Origin of the sequence: Mesorhizobium norvegicum (assembly GCF_004919685.1) — a bacterium.
Classification (GTDB): domain Bacteria; phylum Pseudomonadota; class Alphaproteobacteria; order Rhizobiales; family Rhizobiaceae; genus Mesorhizobium; species Mesorhizobium norvegicum.
Map to the genome: position 1 here is coordinate 148,315 of NZ_SMYZ01000047.1, position 16,484 is coordinate 164,798.

14 protein-coding genes and 1 tRNA gene are annotated in these 16,484 nt (G+C 60.8%); 5 read left to right on the forward strand and 10 right to left on the reverse strand.

Annotated features, from left to right (window positions below; genetic code table 11):
* Window positions 1–21 precede the first annotated feature (21 nt).
* From FCU66_RS20220 to FCU66_RS20235, 4 genes are all read right to left on the reverse strand, one after another.
* Window positions 22–2,004: an acetyl/propionyl/methylcrotonyl-CoA carboxylase subunit alpha gene (locus FCU66_RS20220; protein WP_136622322.1), complete on the reverse strand. Its 1,983-nt coding sequence runs from the start codon at window positions 2,002–2,004 to the stop codon at window positions 22–24.
* 169 nt (window positions 2,005–2,173) lie between these two features.
* Window positions 2,174–2,542, reverse strand: coding sequence for a hypothetical protein (locus tag FCU66_RS20225; protein WP_136622323.1), 369 nt, complete (start codon window positions 2,540–2,542; stop codon window positions 2,174–2,176).
* A gap of 117 nt (window positions 2,543–2,659) precedes the next feature.
* Window positions 2,660–3,187, reverse strand: a complete 528-nt coding sequence (locus FCU66_RS20230; RefSeq protein WP_136622324.1) for an O-acetyl-ADP-ribose deacetylase — start codon at window positions 3,185–3,187, stop codon at window positions 2,660–2,662.
* A gap of 1 nt (window position 3,188) precedes the next feature.
* Entirely contained in the window at window positions 3,189–4,796 is a 1,608-nt protein-coding gene (locus tag FCU66_RS20235; RefSeq protein WP_136622325.1) for a carboxyl transferase domain-containing protein, read from the reverse strand.
* A gap of 258 nt (window positions 4,797–5,054) precedes the next feature.
* On the opposite strand from FCU66_RS20235, the gene FCU66_RS20240 reads away from it, so the two are divergent.
* A complete protein-coding gene (locus FCU66_RS20240; RefSeq protein ID WP_136622326.1) occupies window positions 5,055–5,447 on the forward strand; it encodes a hypothetical protein in 393 nt (130 codons plus the stop codon).
* Window positions 5,448–5,464: 17 nt separating this feature from the next.
* Here the strand turns inward: FCU66_RS20240 and FCU66_RS20245 are convergent, their stop codons facing one another.
* The 3 genes from FCU66_RS20245 to FCU66_RS20255 form a co-directional block, all read right to left on the reverse strand.
* Window positions 5,465–6,628: an isovaleryl-CoA dehydrogenase gene (locus FCU66_RS20245; protein ID WP_136622327.1), complete on the reverse strand. Its 1,164-nt coding sequence runs from the start codon at window positions 6,626–6,628 to the stop codon at window positions 5,465–5,467.
* A gap of 65 nt (window positions 6,629–6,693) precedes the next feature.
* A complete protein-coding gene (locus FCU66_RS20250) occupies window positions 6,694–7,344 on the reverse strand; it encodes a TetR/AcrR family transcriptional regulator (RefSeq protein ID WP_136622328.1) in 651 nt (216 codons plus the stop codon).
* A gap of 72 nt (window positions 7,345–7,416) precedes the next feature.
* Window positions 7,417–7,701: an acylphosphatase gene (locus tag FCU66_RS20255; protein ID WP_136622329.1), complete on the reverse strand. Its 285-nt coding sequence runs from the start codon at window positions 7,699–7,701 to the stop codon at window positions 7,417–7,419.
* A gap of 165 nt (window positions 7,702–7,866) precedes the next feature.
* Between FCU66_RS20255 and FCU66_RS20260 the strand changes: the two genes are divergently transcribed.
* The gene (locus FCU66_RS20260) at window positions 7,867–8,859 is read left to right on the forward strand and encodes a bifunctional helix-turn-helix transcriptional regulator/GNAT family N-acetyltransferase (RefSeq protein WP_136622330.1); all 993 of its coding nucleotides are present in this window, start codon (window positions 7,867–7,869) and stop codon (window positions 8,857–8,859) included.
* Window positions 8,860–8,891: 32 nt separating this feature from the next.
* On the opposite strand, the gene FCU66_RS20265 is transcribed toward FCU66_RS20260, so the two are convergent.
* On the reverse strand, window positions 8,892–10,004 hold the full coding sequence (locus FCU66_RS20265) for a pyridoxal phosphate-dependent aminotransferase (RefSeq protein ID WP_136622331.1): 1,113 nt from the start codon (window positions 10,002–10,004) through the stop codon (window positions 8,892–8,894).
* 117 nt (window positions 10,005–10,121) lie between these two features.
* On the opposite strand from FCU66_RS20265, the gene FCU66_RS20270 reads away from it, so the two are divergent.
* Window positions 10,122–11,789: a tetratricopeptide repeat-containing sulfotransferase family protein gene (locus FCU66_RS20270; RefSeq protein ID WP_136622332.1), complete on the forward strand. Its 1,668-nt coding sequence runs from the start codon at window positions 10,122–10,124 to the stop codon at window positions 11,787–11,789.
* 341 nt (window positions 11,790–12,130) lie between these two features.
* On the opposite strand, the gene FCU66_RS20280 is transcribed toward FCU66_RS20270, so the two are convergent.
* On the reverse strand, window positions 12,131–13,306 hold the full coding sequence (locus tag FCU66_RS20280; RefSeq protein ID WP_136625437.1) for a porin: 1,176 nt from the start codon (window positions 13,304–13,306) through the stop codon (window positions 12,131–12,133).
* Window positions 13,307–13,454: 148 nt separating this feature from the next.
* Window positions 13,455–13,545 (reverse strand) — tRNA-Ser (locus FCU66_RS20285).
* A gap of 472 nt (window positions 13,546–14,017) precedes the next feature.
* Between FCU66_RS20285 and FCU66_RS20290 the strand changes: the two genes are divergently transcribed.
* Together FCU66_RS20290 and FCU66_RS20295 are read left to right on the forward strand one after the other, a co-directional pair.
* The gene (locus FCU66_RS20290; RefSeq protein WP_136625436.1) at window positions 14,018–15,154 is read left to right on the forward strand and encodes a porin; all 1,137 of its coding nucleotides are present in this window, start codon (window positions 14,018–14,020) and stop codon (window positions 15,152–15,154) included.
* A gap of 238 nt (window positions 15,155–15,392) precedes the next feature.
* The gene (locus FCU66_RS20295; RefSeq protein ID WP_136621242.1) at window positions 15,393–16,484 is read left to right on the forward strand and encodes a tyrosine-type recombinase/integrase; all 1,092 of its coding nucleotides are present in this window, start codon (window positions 15,393–15,395) and stop codon (window positions 16,482–16,484) included.

The following is a 16,484-nucleotide window of genomic DNA, read 5'->3' on the forward strand; positions in this document are numbered from 1 at the left end:
TGTGGTTTGCCTTCCAAACCGTCAGCTCACTGCTGCGGTCGAGGCGTCATGCCCCTCGACGAACCGCACCAGCACCGTCCCGTCGGTGACCTGCGCGCCCTCGGTGGCGATCTCGGCGATCACGCCGTCATGCGGCGCGGCGATGGTGTGCTCCATCTTCATCGCCTCGAGGATCAGCAGCGGTTGGCCCTTGATCACCGCATCGCCTTTTGCCACGCGCACCAGCTTGACCAGTCCCGGCATCGGCGCACGCAGGCTGCCGGCGCCTGCCGCCGCATCATCGGTTCGTGCCAACGGGTCCGGCACGGCGAAAGTATAGCCAACGGCGCCTTCGAACACGGTGATGTGGCCTGGCCAGCAGGCGAGGCGTGGCGTGGCGCGAAAATCATGCGAATTGGTGTCGTCATAGGGCTTGTCCAGCGTCACCTGGAGCCGCCCGTCCGGCCGCACCGAAACCTTCGCCACGATATCGTCTTCGCCGAACTTCAGCCGTGTGCGCCGCGCCACGCTGTGGAAATGCGCATAGCCGGCAAGTGACGACCACGGATCGTCGGATGGCGGCGCTGCTCCGGCGCCGGAGGTCGCAACGGCGGCGGCAGCAATGGTTTCCCCGCTTGGCGGCGCAACCTCGATCAGCGCCGGCTGGTGCCTGGCGATCAGGCTGGTGTCGACATCGCCGGCGGCAAAGTCCGGATCGGCGGCCAGAGCCGCAAGAAAGGCTGTGTTGACGGTCGAGCCGGCGATCTCGGTTCGCGACAGCGCCGCGCTGAGCGCTTCGAGTGCCGCCTGCCTGTCCTTTGCGTGGACGACCAGCTTGGCAATCATCGGGTCGTAATAGGGCGAGATGGCGTCACCCGCCCGCACACCGGTCTCGATGCGCATCGTGGCGCCTTCGGGGGCTCTTTCCGGAAAATTCAGATGATGCAGCGTGCCCGTCGCCGGCAGGAACCCTTTCGCCGCATCCTCGGCATAGATGCGCGCCTCGAAGGCATGGCCGGCGAGCGCAATCTCGCTTTGCGTTTTCGGCAGCTTTTCACCCGATGCGACCCGCAACTGCCACTCGACCAGATCGGTGCCGGTGACCATCTCGGTGACCGGGTGCTCGACCTGCAGGCGGGTGTTCATTTCCATGAACCAGAAGCGGTCGGCCTTCAGGCCTTGCGAGGCATCGACGATGAACTCGATGGTGCCGGCGCCCGAATAATTGATCGCCTTGGCGGCTTTTACCGCCGCATCCGTCATCGCCTTGCGCAGAGCCGGCGTCATGCCGGGGGCGGGCGCTTCCTCGATAACCTTCTGGTGGCGGCGTTGCGCCGAGCAGTCGCGCTCGTAGAGATGCACCGCATTGCCGAAATTGTCGCCGAACACCTGCACCTCGATGTGCCGTGGCTTGTCGACATATTTCTCGACCAGCACACGATCGTCGCCGAAAGCGGCTTTCGCCTCGCGCCGTGCGCTGGACAGCGCCTCGGAAAACTCATCGGGGTGTTCGACCCGGCGCATGCCCTTACCGCCGCCGCCGGCGCGCGCCTTGATCAGCACCGGGTAGCCGATCTCGCGTGCCTTGGACGCAAGCAGCACGATCTCCTGTGCCTCGCCATGGTAGCCCGGCACGACCGGCACGCCGGCCTTTTCCATCAGCCTTTTGGCGGCATCCTTCAGCCCCATGGCACGGATCGAGGCCGCCGACGGGCCGATGAAGATGAGCCCCGCCGCCACTACCTGGTCGACGAAATCGGGGTTTTCCGACAGGAAGCCGTAACCGGGATGAATGGCTTGCGCACCCGTTGCCAGGGCCGCGGCGATGATCTTGTCGCCGCGCAGATAGCTTTCGCCGACGGGCGAGGCGCCGATATGCACCGCCTCGTCGGCCATCTCCACATGCAGGGATTTCGCGTCCGCATCCGAATAGACGGCGACAGTGCGCACGCCCAGCTTCCGCGCCGTGCGGATGACACGACAGGCGATCTCGCCGCGATTGGCGATCAGGATCTTGGCGAACATGGAGCCTCCATAGCCAGGGCTTGCTGAAAGCGACGCAGGCGTTCCTTCGCGCTCTCCCGCAAACCTATATGAGTAGGCTTTCCCTTCGCCGGATACTGCCTTGCAGTTCGGCACTTGATGTAGAGCACTCCCTTACCAAGGGAGTGCTCTACGCGCGGAGTGCATTTGCCTACTTCGATGCCGAGATCGCGCAGCCGCCGCTCGCGGTCTTGAGTTTCCATCGCGTCAAGCCGGCCTGGCAGTTGCGCAGCGCCATTTCTTCCGCTGCCTTCTGGGACGGCGCGTTGAGCTTCGTCCCGCAGATGATGTAGAGGTCGACAACGCGAGAATAAAAGGTCGTGGCGTAGGCCGAATGACCGCTCGCCGCGACGTAGGCCTTGTAGGCAACGTTGCATTCGCCCGAGCCCAGGGTCGGCGGAAAACGCACGTCTCCCTTGCTTCCTGCGAGCGATTCCGCCTGACTGGCACCAGTCGTTGCGAATATTAGTAAGCTTGCAAGTATCGAGACAGACGTCCCCCGGCAATATTTCAGTTCCATTTCCACCCTGTCCCCATTGCATTGCGCGGGACAAGCAGTAGCGAATATTCCTCGCCGCCAGTTCGTTGTCGGGGATTCGATTTTGCCTGTGCTGATGAATCGGTTGGTCCATACAGTTCAATCTTTCCGGAGCGCAGCAACGGCCCGCTGGTATAGTTCTGCCATATGCTCGTCGAAGCAGCAGAAGATGGCGACTTCCGGCAGCGTTTTGTCTTCGATGAATGTGCTGACGGTGCCGACAGCGATCTCGGTCGCCTCATCTTTCGGGTAGCGGTAAACACCGGTCGAAATCGCCGGGAATGCCACCGTGCGGCAGTCGTTGGCGGCTGCGAGTTCAAGCGATCTGATATAGCAGGACGCCAGCAGTTCGGCTTCGCCCTTGCCGCCGCCCTGCCAGACCGGGCCGACCGTGTGGATGATGTGCCGAGCCGGCAGTTTATAACCCTTGGTGATCTTGGCGTCGCCAACCTTGCATCCGTTCAGCATGCGGCATTCGAACTCGAGCTCGCGGCCGGCCGCGCGGTGAATGGCGCCATCGACGCCGCCACCACCGAGAAGCGAGGTGTTGGCGGCGTTGACGATGGCATCGACCGTTAGCTTGGTGATGTCGCCGGTATGAACCTGAATTCGCGGGCGTTCGCTCATCTCACATCCTGAACACGCCGAAGCGCGTGTCCTCGATTTCGGCGTTGAGCGACGCGGACAGGCTGAGCGCCAGCACGTCGCGCGTCTTCGCCGGGTCGATGATGCCGTCATCCCAAAGGCGTGCGGATGAGTAGAGCGGGTGCCCCTCATGCTCGTATTTCATCAGGATCGGCTTCTTGAATTTTGCCTCTTCCTCGGCGCTCCATTCCCCGCCCTTGCGCTCGATGCCTTCGCGCTTGACCATGGCGAGCACGGTTGCCGCTTGTTCGCCACCCATCACCGAGATGCGGGCATTCGGCCACATCCACAGGAAGCGCGGCGAGTAGGCGCGGCCGCACATACCGTAATTGCCGGCGCCGAACGAGCCGCCGATGATGATCGTCACCTTCGGCACCCTGGCAGTGGCAACGGCCATCACCAGCTTGGCGCCGTCCTTGGCGATGCCGCCCGCTTCGTATTTTCTGCCGACCATGAAGCCGGTGATGTTCTGCAGGAAGACCAGCGGGATCTTGCGCTGGCAGCATAGCTCGATGAAGTGCGCGCCCTTCAGCGCGCTTTCGGAAAACAGCACGCCATTGTTGGCGATGATGCCGACCGGCATGCCATGCAGATGGGCAAAGCCAGTGATCAGCGTGGTGCCGTAGTTCTGCTTGAACTCATCGAATTCGGAACCGTCGACGATGCGCGCGATCACCTCGCGCACGTCATAGGGCTGCCGCAGATCGGTCGGCACGATGCCGTAGAGTTCATCCGCCGGATGAAGCGGCGGAATCGATCTCTGTAAGTTCAGGCTTACAGTCTTGTTCCGATTCAGGTTTTTGACAATGCGGCGGCAGATGGCGAGCGCATGATCGTCGTCCAGCGCGTAGTGGTCGGCAACACCGGAAAGCCGTGTGTGCACATCGGCGCCTCCGAGATCCTCGGCGCTGACATCCTCGCCCGTGGCCGCTTTCACCAGCGGCGGGCCACCGAGGAAGATGGTCGCCTGGTTGCGCACCATGATCGTTTCGTCCGACATCGCCGGCACATAGGCGCCGCCCGCCGTGCACGAACCCATGACGCAGGCGATCTGCGGGATGCCGGCCGCCGACATGTTGGCTTGGTTGTAAAAAATGCGGCCGAAATGCTCGCGATCGGGAAACACCTCGTCCTGGTTGGGCAGATTGGCGCCGCCGCTGTCGACCAGATAGATGCAGGGCAGATTGTTCTGCAGCGCGATCTCCTGCGCCCGCAAATGCTTCTTCACGGTCAGCGGATAGTAGGTGCCGCCCTTCACCGTGGCGTCGTTGACGACGACCATCACCTCGGTGCCTTCGACGCGGCCGATGCCGGCGATCATGCCGGCCGACGAAATCTCCTCGCCATACATCGACCATGCCGCGAACTGGCCGATCTCGAGGAAGGGTGAACCGACATCCAGCAATTGCGCAAGGCGCTCGCGCGGCAACAGCTTGCCACGGGAAACGTGGCGCTCACGCGCTTCCTCCGAACCGCCGCGCTCGACGGTGGCGGCTTTCTCCGCAATGTCGGCGACCAGCGCCCGCATGCGCTCGGCATTGGCACGAAAGCTTTCGGAGGAGGGCGAGATTTGGGTTTGCAGCGTTGCCATCTTGTTGTCGTTTCCTCACACCTCTTGATGCCGCGAGGGAACCAGTGTATCAGCCCGCCCCCGAACGTTGCGTGTCAAACCCGGCATTCTGCGTTCTTGTTTGGATGACACCCTCAGGAGGCGAAGATGAAAGGCATGGATATGCATTTCACAAGATGTCTCCCTTCGGCTCTCGGCTAACGCCGCCGAAGGGCGGCTTTTCACACCCCGAATTTGAGCAAGAGGAACACGGCGCCTGCGCGCGCCGTGGGTGTCGTCATGTATGTGCGGTTCGTTACGCCGCTGGTCCATCCGAACAGCCGGGTGGAGACCGGCTTCTTCCGGGCGTCCTGGTATTTGCACCAGTACGGCTGCCCGGATTGGATTCGAAGCGAACTGGGAGACCAGTTCGACTGGTTCAACCAGTATTTGCCCATTCCTGGCCGGGTTGGCCGGCATTTCAAGCGTCGGAATCCGATCTGGGGCATCTGCTGGTTCCATCCGGACGCCAAGGAAGCGATCAGCCGCGCGCGCTATTGCGCCTGGTTGATCGAGGAGGGCGGCTTGCCCGTGCGGTCGATCACGTCGGCGCACGAGCGCGAGGTTCTGTGGCGCGATGCACACCAGATCGTTGCCAAGCCAACCGAGGACTTGCCGAAGGCGTTCGGATGACGCGGCGGAGGGGGCCATCATACCCCCTCCGCCATGATCTCGCGGCCGATCAGCCAGCGGCGGATTTCGCTGGTGCCGGCGCCGATCTCGTAAAGTTTGGCGTCGCGCAACAGGCGGCCGGTCGGATAGTCGTTGATATAGCCATTGCCGCCAAGCAGCTGGATGGCATCCAGCGCCATCAGCGTCGCTTTCTCGGCGGCAAACAGCACACAGCCGGCGGCATCCTTGCGCGTCGTCTGGCCGCGGTCGCAAGCGGCGGCGACAGCATAGACGTAAGCGCGCGCGGCGTTCATCGTCGTGTACATGTCGGCCAGTTTGCCCTGCACCAGCTGGAACTCGCCGATCGCCTGGCCGAACTGCTTACGCTCGTGCACATAGGGGATCGCCACGTCTAGGCACGCCGCCATCAGGCCGATCGGGCCGCCGGCAAGCACCGTGCGCTCATAGTCGAGGCCAGACATGAGCACTTCGACGCCGCGCCCTTCCTCATGCAGCACGTTGTCGAACGGCACCTCGACATCCCTAAACACCAGTTCGCCGGTGCTGGAGCCGCGCATGCCGAGCTTGTCCAGCTTTTGCGCCACGGAAAATCCGGCCATCGCCTTCTCGACGATGAAAGCGGTGATGCCGCGCGATTTCCGCTCCGGGTCGGTCTTGGCATAGACGACCAGCGTCTCGGCATCCGGCCCGTTGGTGATCCACATCTTGGTGCCGTTGAGCACATAGCGGTCGTTGCGCTTTTCGGCGCGCAGCTTGAGCGAGACGACGTCCGAGCCGGCGCCGGATTCCGACATCGCCAGCGCGCCGACACGCTCGCCCGAGCACAGTGGCGGCAGGAATTTTTCCTTCTGCGCCGTCGTTGCCCAGCGGTTGATCTGGTTGACGCAGAGGTTGGAATGGGCGCCGTAGGAGAGGCCGACCGAGGCAGAAGCGCGCGAAATCTCTTCGACGGCGATCACATGCGCAAGATAACCCATGCCGCTGCCGCCGAAATCGGGGTCGGCGGTGATGCCAAGCAAGCCGAGTGCGCCGAGTTCGCCCCACAGATGCGCCGGGAATTCGTTCGAGCGATCGATGTCGGCGGCGATCGGCGCGATGCGATCCTGGGCGAAGCGCCGCACCATGTCGCGCAGGGCCTCGATCTCCTCGTCATGCCCGAAGCTGAGCGTGTTCGTGTACATGCTTTTCCTCCTGCCGCATGACCCCGAAAATCGACTTCGATTTTCGGAAAGGATCATGCGCGAAATCAAAATGCTACAGCGTCCTTTGCGCGTCCGAAGGGACGCGCGGCGCTGTAGGCGTCGATCTTCGCGCCGACGAGCCGCATTGTCATCGAAAGATATGTCGCCGTCACTTCAGCGATCGACAGCCGCTCGCCCGGCCGGAACCAGACGATGACGCCGGTCATCATCTGGATCAGCGCCATGGCCGTCAGCCCGGTGTCGTCGATGCTGAAGGCTCCCGTCTCGGCGCCGTCGCGCAGGATGGCGCGCAGCTCCTTTTCGTAAGCCGTGCGCATGCGCAGGATCTGCGTCAGCCGTTCGGGGGAAAGGCTGCGCAATTCCATGTTCGACACATGTGTGGCGTGCCGGCGCTCGATATGAAAAGCGATATGGTTTTCGACATAGGCCGAGAGCCGCTGCGCGGGATCCGCACTGACGGGGCGGGCTGCTTCCCACGCTTCGGTCAAACCTTCCATGTGCTCGCGCATCAGCGTGAACAGAAGCTCTTCCTTGGTTGGAAAGTAGCGGTAGAGCGCGGCTGCCTGCACGCCGACCTCGGCGGCAAGCTGGCGCATCGACATCGCTTCGTAACCAAGGCGCGCGATGAGGTTGATCGCCGCCTCACGGATGGTCGCTTCTGTCTTTTCGCCATCGGATCCAGTGGTGCGCGCCATGTCAGCTCCTCTGCGGAGCAATAATAAAACGAACGTTCAATTAATTCAAGGGCGTCCGAACCAAATCCGCTTTCATGCAACGATCCTGAACCCAACGAAAGCGTTTCCGGCTGCCAACTCCTCGACGTCGACCCTCGAAACCGAAGCCCCGGCCGGCCCTTTCCACAGGCGCTCGATCATTGTCGAGACCGCTTCATCGAGGCCTGCAATTTGGGCCGTTACGGATCCATCCGCTTCATTGCAAACCCAGCCCGCAAGACCAAGGCCTGTGGCCTCGCCCCGAACCCAGATTCTGAAGCCGACGCCTTGCACATTGCCGTAGACGCGCGCCTGCACTTTCCTGCGATGACCAGCCATGAATCTCTCCAAGCCTGTCTCGTTGAATCTGGTGCACGGCTCAGGGAATGCAACCTGAGAATTGCGCGCACGATGCGACAGCTGGCCTCCCTGGCTTTCCGAAATTTACTTGACTAAGTCCACTAATATTGGAAAATGGAGCTGTCGTATCGGGGGCTGGACCAGATGTTGGATGAACGAAGAGCATTGGTGGCCGATATCAGGCGCTTCAATCGCTTCTACACGCGCACCGTTGGCCTTCTCGACGAGACGCTGACACAAAGCGCATTCACTTTGACCGAGGCGCGCGTGCTTTTCGAACTCGGCCACCTTGATCGTCCGGCGGCTTCTGAAACTGCAGGCGAGCGGGGTTTTCTTGCCAGGGCTTTTCATCTGGAGATGGGCCCGACTGCCTCCGACATCGCCAGGCAATTGCGCGTCGATGCCGCTTATCTGACACGAATTCTGCGCAAGTTCGCCGGCGAGGGCCTGACCGAGACCCGGACCGATCCGGCCGACAAGCGCCGGCGGATTCTGTCGCTCACGGCAAGAGGCGAGGCAACCCTTTCAGGGCTCCAGGCGGCGGCGGATCGCGATACGGCACGGCTCATTGAGAATTTGCCTGACCACAGATTGCAGGAACTGGGCAGCGCCCTGCGCAAGGCGGGGGAATTGCTGGGCGATCCCGCCCGTGAGAACAGCCAGGTGACGCTGCGGCCACATCGCGTCGGCGACGTCGGCTGGGTCGTGCAGCGGCAGGCTCAGCTCTATGCCGAGGAGTATGGCTGGACCATCGAGTTCGAGGCCATGCTCGCCGAGATCGGCGCCGATTTCATCCGCAATTTCGTGCCCGGCCGTGATTTCTGCTGGATCGCCGAACGCGGGGATCAGCCGGTCGGCGCGGTGTTCCTGGTTCATCAGGACGACGAAGTGGCCAAGCTGAGGATGCTGCATGTCGAGGCGTCGGCGCGCGGCCTTGGCATCGGCAAACGCCTGGTCGCGGAATGCGTGAACCAGGCTCGCGCTTGCGGCTACATCAGGCTGGTGCTGTGGACCAACGACATTCTCGTCGCGGCGCGCGCGATCTACGAGCGCGCCGGCTTCAGGCTGGTCTCGGAGGAGCATCACCACAGTTTCGGCAAGGATTTGATCGGCCAGACCTGGGAGATGGATTTGTAAGCAGCTTTTGCTGCTGGTTTACAAACGGAATCCTAGTTTCCCCGCGCCGCTGCCAGCGCGCCAGGCAACTCCTCGGCAAAAATATCGAGTTCGTGATCGAGGCCAACGCTGACGCGGATGCAGCGGTCGAGCACCGGCACCATCGGCTTGCGGATGAACACGTCGCGTGACAGCAGGCCTTGCAGCACCTTCAGCGCGAAGGCGCCGTCGCGGCCACAGTCGATGGTGACGAAGTTGGTTGCTGACGCCAGTGGCTTCAGCCCGTTCACCTCTGCTATCCCGGCGATGCGTCGGCGGCCGGCGGCGACCCGCGCCACCACGCTCCTGAGATAGTCCTGATCGGCGAGCGCCTCGACGCCGGCGATCTGCGCCATGCGGCTGACGCCGTAATGGTTGCGGATCTTCTCGAAGTCGCGGATCACCTGAGCTTCGGCCACCGCATAGCCACAACGTATGCCGGCCAGCCCATAAGCCTTCGAAAAGGTGCGCATGCGGATGACGTTTGGCCGCGAGATATCGATCGGCGGCAGCGCCGAGGCCGGTCCGAGTTCGCCATAGGCCTCGTCGAGCACCAGCATGGTGGTTTCCGGCAACGCCTCGATGAAGCGGATGAGCTCACCCGCCTCCCACCAGCTGCCCATCGGATTGTCGGGGTTGGACAGATAGACCAGCGGCGCCTTGTCCGTGCGCACCGCCGCCAGCAGGCCGTCAAGGCTTTCCCTGTCGTTCTCGTAAGGGACCGTCACCAGCCGCCCGCCGACACCGGCAATATGGAAGTTGAAGGTTGGATAAGCGCCGAGCGAGGTGACCACGGCATCGCCAGGCGCCACATACATGCGTGCCACCAGGCTGAGCAGGCCATCTATGCCTTCGCCGACAACGACGTTCTCGGCCTTCACGCCGTGATGCGCGGCGACCGCCACCTTCAGATCATAATTGTCGGGATCGCAATACTTCCACATGTCGCGGGCGATCTCGGCCATGCGGGCGATGACGCGCGGCGAAGGCCCAAAGCTGCTCTCATTGGCACCGATGCGGGCGCGAAAAGCGCGGCCACGCTCGCGCTCCTGCGCTTCGGGTCCGACAAAGGGCACGGTCGACGGAAGCGCGTCGACGAGCGGCGTGAGGGGAGGGCGCTGGCGCATGGTGTTGGCTCGCTTGAAAAGGGCCTACTTGCTAGCGCGCCGGGTGGGCTGGTGCAAGTTGCCGACGGTAGATCCGTGACGCTGGATTCTCTCGTCTCTTTTTGCTAGCGAGGCACAATGAACAATCGTCTGCCGCCAGCCTGGTCCAAGCACCTGAAAGTCCAAACCGGGCCGAAATCCAAATTCCCGCAGCCAAACCTGCAGAAAGCAAGTTCGCTTTCGCGCACACAGGCAGACGATGCATTGCTGCAGCAGGCGTATCAATTTCAGCAGGCCAAGCGGCTCAACGAGGCTCAGGACCTATGCCTTCGGGTTCTGGCGCGCACGCCAAACCATCCGCTTGCCTTGTATATACTGGGGACCTTGTACCTGCGTTACGATGATGAGATGGCCTTGCGATATCTCACGCGGGCCGTCGGCGCGGACCCCAAAAATCCATACTACCACCTCAGCCTGGGCGAGGCCTATGTGAAGGTCAGCGAATATTCGCCGGCAATCAAGCATATGCAACACGCCTTGGAACTGCAGCCCGGCCTTGTCGAAGCACTTTGCGCATTGGGGCGCGCCTACACCGAGTTCGACAAACCCGGCATGGCTTTGCCGCTCTACCAGAAGGCGCTGAAAATCAACCGTGATCACCCCAAGGTGCGGGCCGGACTGGCCATGGCTCTCAGCGGCCTGGGGCGCATGGATGAAGCTGCCACCTACCTGAAGGAAGCTATCGAACGTCACGTCGACGTGCCAGCTGCCTACAACGACCTTGTACAGACGAAAAAGTTCACCGAAGAGCCGGAGGAACTCCGATCCATCCTGCGTGAACTCGGCAATCCCAGGCTTGGTCCGGACGGTACTCACAAGCTCCATCACGCTGCCGGCAAGGTGCTGAACGACCTCAAGCGCTATGGCGAGGCATTCGACCATTTCAACAGGGCGAAACGGGCCTCCGGCTATACCTTCGATATCGATCTGTATCGTCGCTGGATCGACTCCCTGATTGAAACCTTCACGCCGGACTTTATGGCGGCCAAGGTCGGCTATGGAGATCCTTCCGAAGTGCCTGTGTTCGTGGTTGGCATGCCGCGCTCGGGCACGACGCTTACGGAACAGATCTGCGCCAGCCATCCCGATGTTCATGGAGCGGGCGAGCTTAAGAAATTAAGGCGGGTCGCGAATGCGATCGAACTCACAAAGTCATCGGCCGGGAGTTTAGATCAGGCGATGGCGTCGATCACAAAAGGCCTGTCCGAGACGTTGGCCGAAGAGCACCTGACCTATCTGAGGGAGCGGGCACCTGCCGCGCTTCGGATCGTGGATAAGATGCCTCATAATTTTGAACTGATCGGTCTTATCGCCCTTCTGTTTCCCAACGCGCGGTTCATTCATTGCCGCCGTGACGCCATCGACAATTGCGTTTCCTGCTTTGTCCAGAACTTCAGCGAGGGACACGGTTACAACACCGACCTGAAGACACTCGGCCTGTACTATCGCGAATATGACCGCCTCATGCGGCATTGGAACGAGGTTTTCCCTGGCCTGATCTTTGAAAATCAGTACGAAACGTTGGTCGAGGATCAGGAAGCACAGTCCCGTCGCCTCATAGATTATCTTGGGCTGCCCTGGGACGATGCCTGTCTGCGCTTTTTCGACAGGGATGGTTCAGTCAACACGCCAAGCCGCTGGCAGGTTCGCCAGCCGATTTACAAATCATCCGTCAAGCGCTGGAAGAATTACGAAAATGAAATTCAGCCCCTGATCGATGCGTTGGGCGACCTGGCCGACAAATAATCCAGTTCGGAAACTTGCTAATGAGCTTTGCGGGTGCTGAAGCGCGCCCTTTGCTGTTGAGGCCGAACCAAAGTTATGACAGCGAACTGTAGGCCCGCATGCAATGGTCGCACAAAAAACCCGGCGGTTGCCCTCCGGGTTTCAGACGGCTGACAAGCCTCTGGAGCGCCTGAAAGCGCCTCAGATTCGCGGAACGTCACAGATTCAGAGCATGAACAAACCGGAATCAAAAACTCTCGATTCTGGCTGCCGTCAAAAAATCGAGGGGTTTGTAATCAGTCGAAACCCCGGCGGTTGCCCGCCGGGGTTTCGATTTTTTCGATTTCGACAAGTCGAAATTATTAGAACGTGCGCTGGAAGCGGAGGAGGCCGCCGACGCTGCTCTTCTTGTCTGCATTGGTCCAGTTGGAGAAGTCGGCGTCGTCGAACTTGCCCGCATTGAGATAGTCGACTTCAGCCGTGACCGTGAAGCCTGGAACGACATCGTAGGCGATGTTCGCTGCGACGCCGAGGTTCTTCCAGTCGTCATACGAAATCTGGGCGTTGAACGAGGTCTTCTCGTTGAACTTGTAGGTGCCACCGCCCCACACTGCCCAGTTGCCGCCCCACTGCTTGTAGAAGCCGCGACCGCCAGCCGGAATGGCCCAAGTGCCGTCGCTGAGGTTATCGTCGGTGCCGTAACCGCCCATGACCCACAGCTGCACAGCGTCAGACACATTCACGTCCAAGCGGACCTTTCCGGCGACTTCTTCGTAGTTGCTGTCATAAGCAACGACGCCGGTGATCGCGCCCCAACCCTGCGTGTACTTCACGCCGCCGACGACGTGCGGAACGTAGCTGTCGATGGTGCCAACGAGGCCCGAGCCTTCTTCGAGAGAGAGAACGGCCGAGAAGCCGTTGCCGGCGTCGAAGTAGTACTGGACGACGTTGGTGTCGAAATCGCCGTAGGGAACCAGCGTATCCTGGATGACGTTGCCGGCGTAGCCGATGAACGTATCGAAGGCCGATTCGTCTTTACCGACGCGCAGACCACCGAGCTGGATCCAGGCGAAGTTCAGCGAGACGTTCTTATTGCCGGCAGAGTTATTGTTAAATTCATCCGCTTCCGTAGCCGGATCGTCTACCGAGGGGTAGCCGTTACGGTTGCCGAAGTTGAAGCGGGTCTCGGTGTAGGTCTTCAAGGTGCCGAGCTCGGTTTCCTGGCCGGTCCAGGTCTTCAGCGTGAAGCGGGCGTTCTTGTACCAGGTGCTCTTGTCATCACCATCCTCGTGATCGAAGCTCTTTGCGCCATCGAACGAGCCGACGTCGCCGAGGCCGATGTCATAACGGACATAGCCGCCGACGCGCAGGCAGGTTTCGGTGCCGGGGATGTAGAAGTAGCCAGCGCCGTAGACGTCGCAAATCTTGACGTATTCAGCGGGTTCCGGCTCGGCGACGACGACGGCGTCGGCGGCGCGCGCACCGGAAACTGCGATCAGGGCCGCAGCGGAGCCGAGGAGAAGGCTCTTAATGTTCATTTTCTGACCTCCAGTCAGAATCGAACGAAACAGCGGTTTTCTCAACCCGTTTTAACGCCAAATCGCGCCGCGCCGGCAGCGAAGTACCCAGCTATCTGTCTGTTCTAATGGGGTAATTTCTGAGATGCCACCAACGGTGCAGGCAAAGTGGCGGAGAGGATGGGATTCGAACCCACGAGAAGCTTTTGACCTCTACTCCCTTAGCAGGGGAGCGCCTTCGACCACTCGGCCACCTCTCCGTTGCGCCGCTGGATAAAGAAAAGCGCCGGCACAATCAACAAGCCCCAGTCATTATCTCGGAAAAAGAAGCCATTATATGGAAAAATAAGAACGCATCGAACCGCAGCTCTCCATGGATGCGGCGGTTCTGCGGCGGTTTCCTGGCTGGCGAGTCGGGGCCTTGCCATGATTCCGTCGGGCAACCGCCGGATTCGCCCGCAAACAAGGGGTTGCAGGGGGGCGGATAGTTAACGAGAGCTTTCTGAGTGAGGCCAAATCGTGTCATTTGTGCAACAACGCCAGGGGATAGCAGCCGAACAGCCCTTTCGCCGGTACGATCGTGGTTGAACGCCGCCGCCTCATGGGTAATGTCGATTTCGAAGGAGCGGCGCGGTGCGCATCTTTTTCGGTAGTGGGGATGGGGCAGGGAACGCTGTCCTTCAGCAAAGAATACCCAGACCCGTTTTTTAACTTTTGACTGGAGGTCAGAAAATGAACATTAAGAGCCTTCTCCTCGGCTCCGCTGCGGCCCTGATCGCAGTTTCCGGTGCGCGCGCCGCCGACGCCGTCGTCGTCGCCGAGCCGGAGCCCGCTGAATACGTCAAGATTTGCGACGTCTACGGCGCTGGCTACTTCTACATCCCCGGCACCGAAACCTGCCTGCGCATCGGCGGCTATGTCCGCTATACGATCGGCGTGGGTGACCGCGAAGGCGTGCAGAACGTTCCGGATCATTTGGATGCCGGTGACACCAATGACACCTACTACAAGCAGGCGCGCTTCACGCTGAGGACCTGGACCGGCCAGGAAACCGAACTTGGCACCTTGAAGACCTACACCGAGACCCGCTTCAACTTCGCCAACAGCAGCGGCGACTACGCTGATCAGGATGGCGTCTACCCGGCCGGCTACAACCCGGATGGCTGGCAGGCTGGCAACAAGGCGGTTTCGCTGAACTTCGCCTGGATCCAGCTCGGTGGTCTCCGCGTCGGTAAAGACGAATCGGCCTTCGATACGTTCATCGGCTACGCCGGCAACGTCATCGACGATACGCTCGTTCCCTACGGCTCGTTCGACACCAACGTCGTCCAGTACTACTTCGATGCTGGCAACGGCTTCTCGGCCGTCGTCTCGCTCGAAGAAGGCTACGGCGACAACACGATCGACAGCTATGTTCCGCATGTCACCGGCGGCGTGAAGTACACGCAGGGCTGGGGCGCGATCACCGGCGTCGTTGCTTATGACAGCAACTACGAAGAGTGGTCCGGCAAGGTCCGTTTGGACGTGAACGCCACCAACGAACTGTCGCTGTTCATCATCGGCGGTTACGGCTCGAACGACAACACTATCCTTGGTGTTCAGGCGGACCACGACTTCTACAAGCTGTGGGACGGCAACTGGGCGATCTGGGGCGGTGGCACCTACAAGTTCAACGAGAAGACCTCGTTCAACGTCCAGGCTTCGTATGACGAAGGCAAGACCTTCGGCCTGGCCGCGAACGTTGCCTACGACATCGTTCCCGGCCTCACGATCACGGGCGAAGTTGATTACTTCAACAAGGGCGACAGCGACTGGCACGCCAGCGATGACGGCGTCGGTGGTATCCTCCGCTTCCAGCGCACGTTCTAAGGGCTGGTTCCTTACAGGTGAAATCCAGCCCGGGCGCGCAAACGCCCGGGCTGTTTTTGTTTCGTGACTGGGTCAACGCAAACAGAAGGATGGGGGTAACGGTAGCTGAATAGGATCCGCAGGTGATTTCGTGGGATCCGCTGATGGGCGGATGAAATCACAATCGCGTGATTCAAATCTCTTGAAAGGACGCTCCCAAGCGGATAGGGCTGATCTATCCCACTCGGGGGTGTGGCAAATGATGACGAACGAAGCGATTCAAGAGGGTGAGCCCTCTGATCATTTTTCGATGTTTTCTTCTCAAAATTCGACGATACGATACAGTTACAACAAGATCAGAGAAGTAAAGTCGTACAGGGTCGGAGAGCTTTTTTTAGCATACCGGGACATATTGTGGGATGATGGGCGGCATAAATACAATGTCAGCTCTTTCATCGGCGAGATAGATGAGCTTCTCCTTGGGGAGCGATTCAGCGCCTTTGACCAGAGTACCCTGGACAACCTTATCGGCACCTTGCGCCAGCGCGGCAACAGCAACGCAACCATCAATCGAAAGATGGCTGCCCTTAGCAAACTGCTACGCAAGGCTCACAAGATGGGGGATATCCACAGCCTGCCTGAGTTCCGCCGCCAGAAGGAGCGGGCGGGACGGATTCGTTTCCTCGAGAGGGACGAAGAGGCCAGGCTGTTCGCTGCCATCAAGAGCCGCAGCGAGGAAGCCTACAGGCTTTCCGTCTTCCTGGTCGACAGCGGATGCCGTCTCGGCGAGGCGCTTGGGCTGATCTGGAATGACATCCAGGAGCATCGCGTCAGTTTCTGGATCACCAAATCCGGCCGCAGCCGCACCATTCCGATGACCGAGCGGGTCAAGGAAGTCATCAAGCTGCCACCCGCCGAAGGCCGCCGGCCAAAGGGCCCGTTCACCAAGCTCAGCCAGGCACAGTTCCGTGCCATCTGGAACGACGCAAAGGCCGAAGTCGGCCTTGGCGCCGACGACCAGGTGGTGCCGCACATACTGCGCCACACCTGCGCCTCACGTCTTGTCCAGGGCGGCATCGACATCAGGCGCGTGCAGATGTGGCTCGGCCACCAGACACTGTCGATGACCATGCGTTACGCGCATCTGGCCACGAATGATCTCGACGGCTGTGTCATCGTGCTAGAAACGCCTCGATCGACTCAGCCGACCGGCAAATGCGCGGAAAACTCCATGTTTTCTTCACCCGTGACGACGCCTTCGTCGCCGAAGGCAGAGCGGAAACAGAGGGACGAAACGGCTGCGGCAAAGGAATCGCCGAAAGCGCCTCGGAAAAATTCAAAAGCCAAGTAG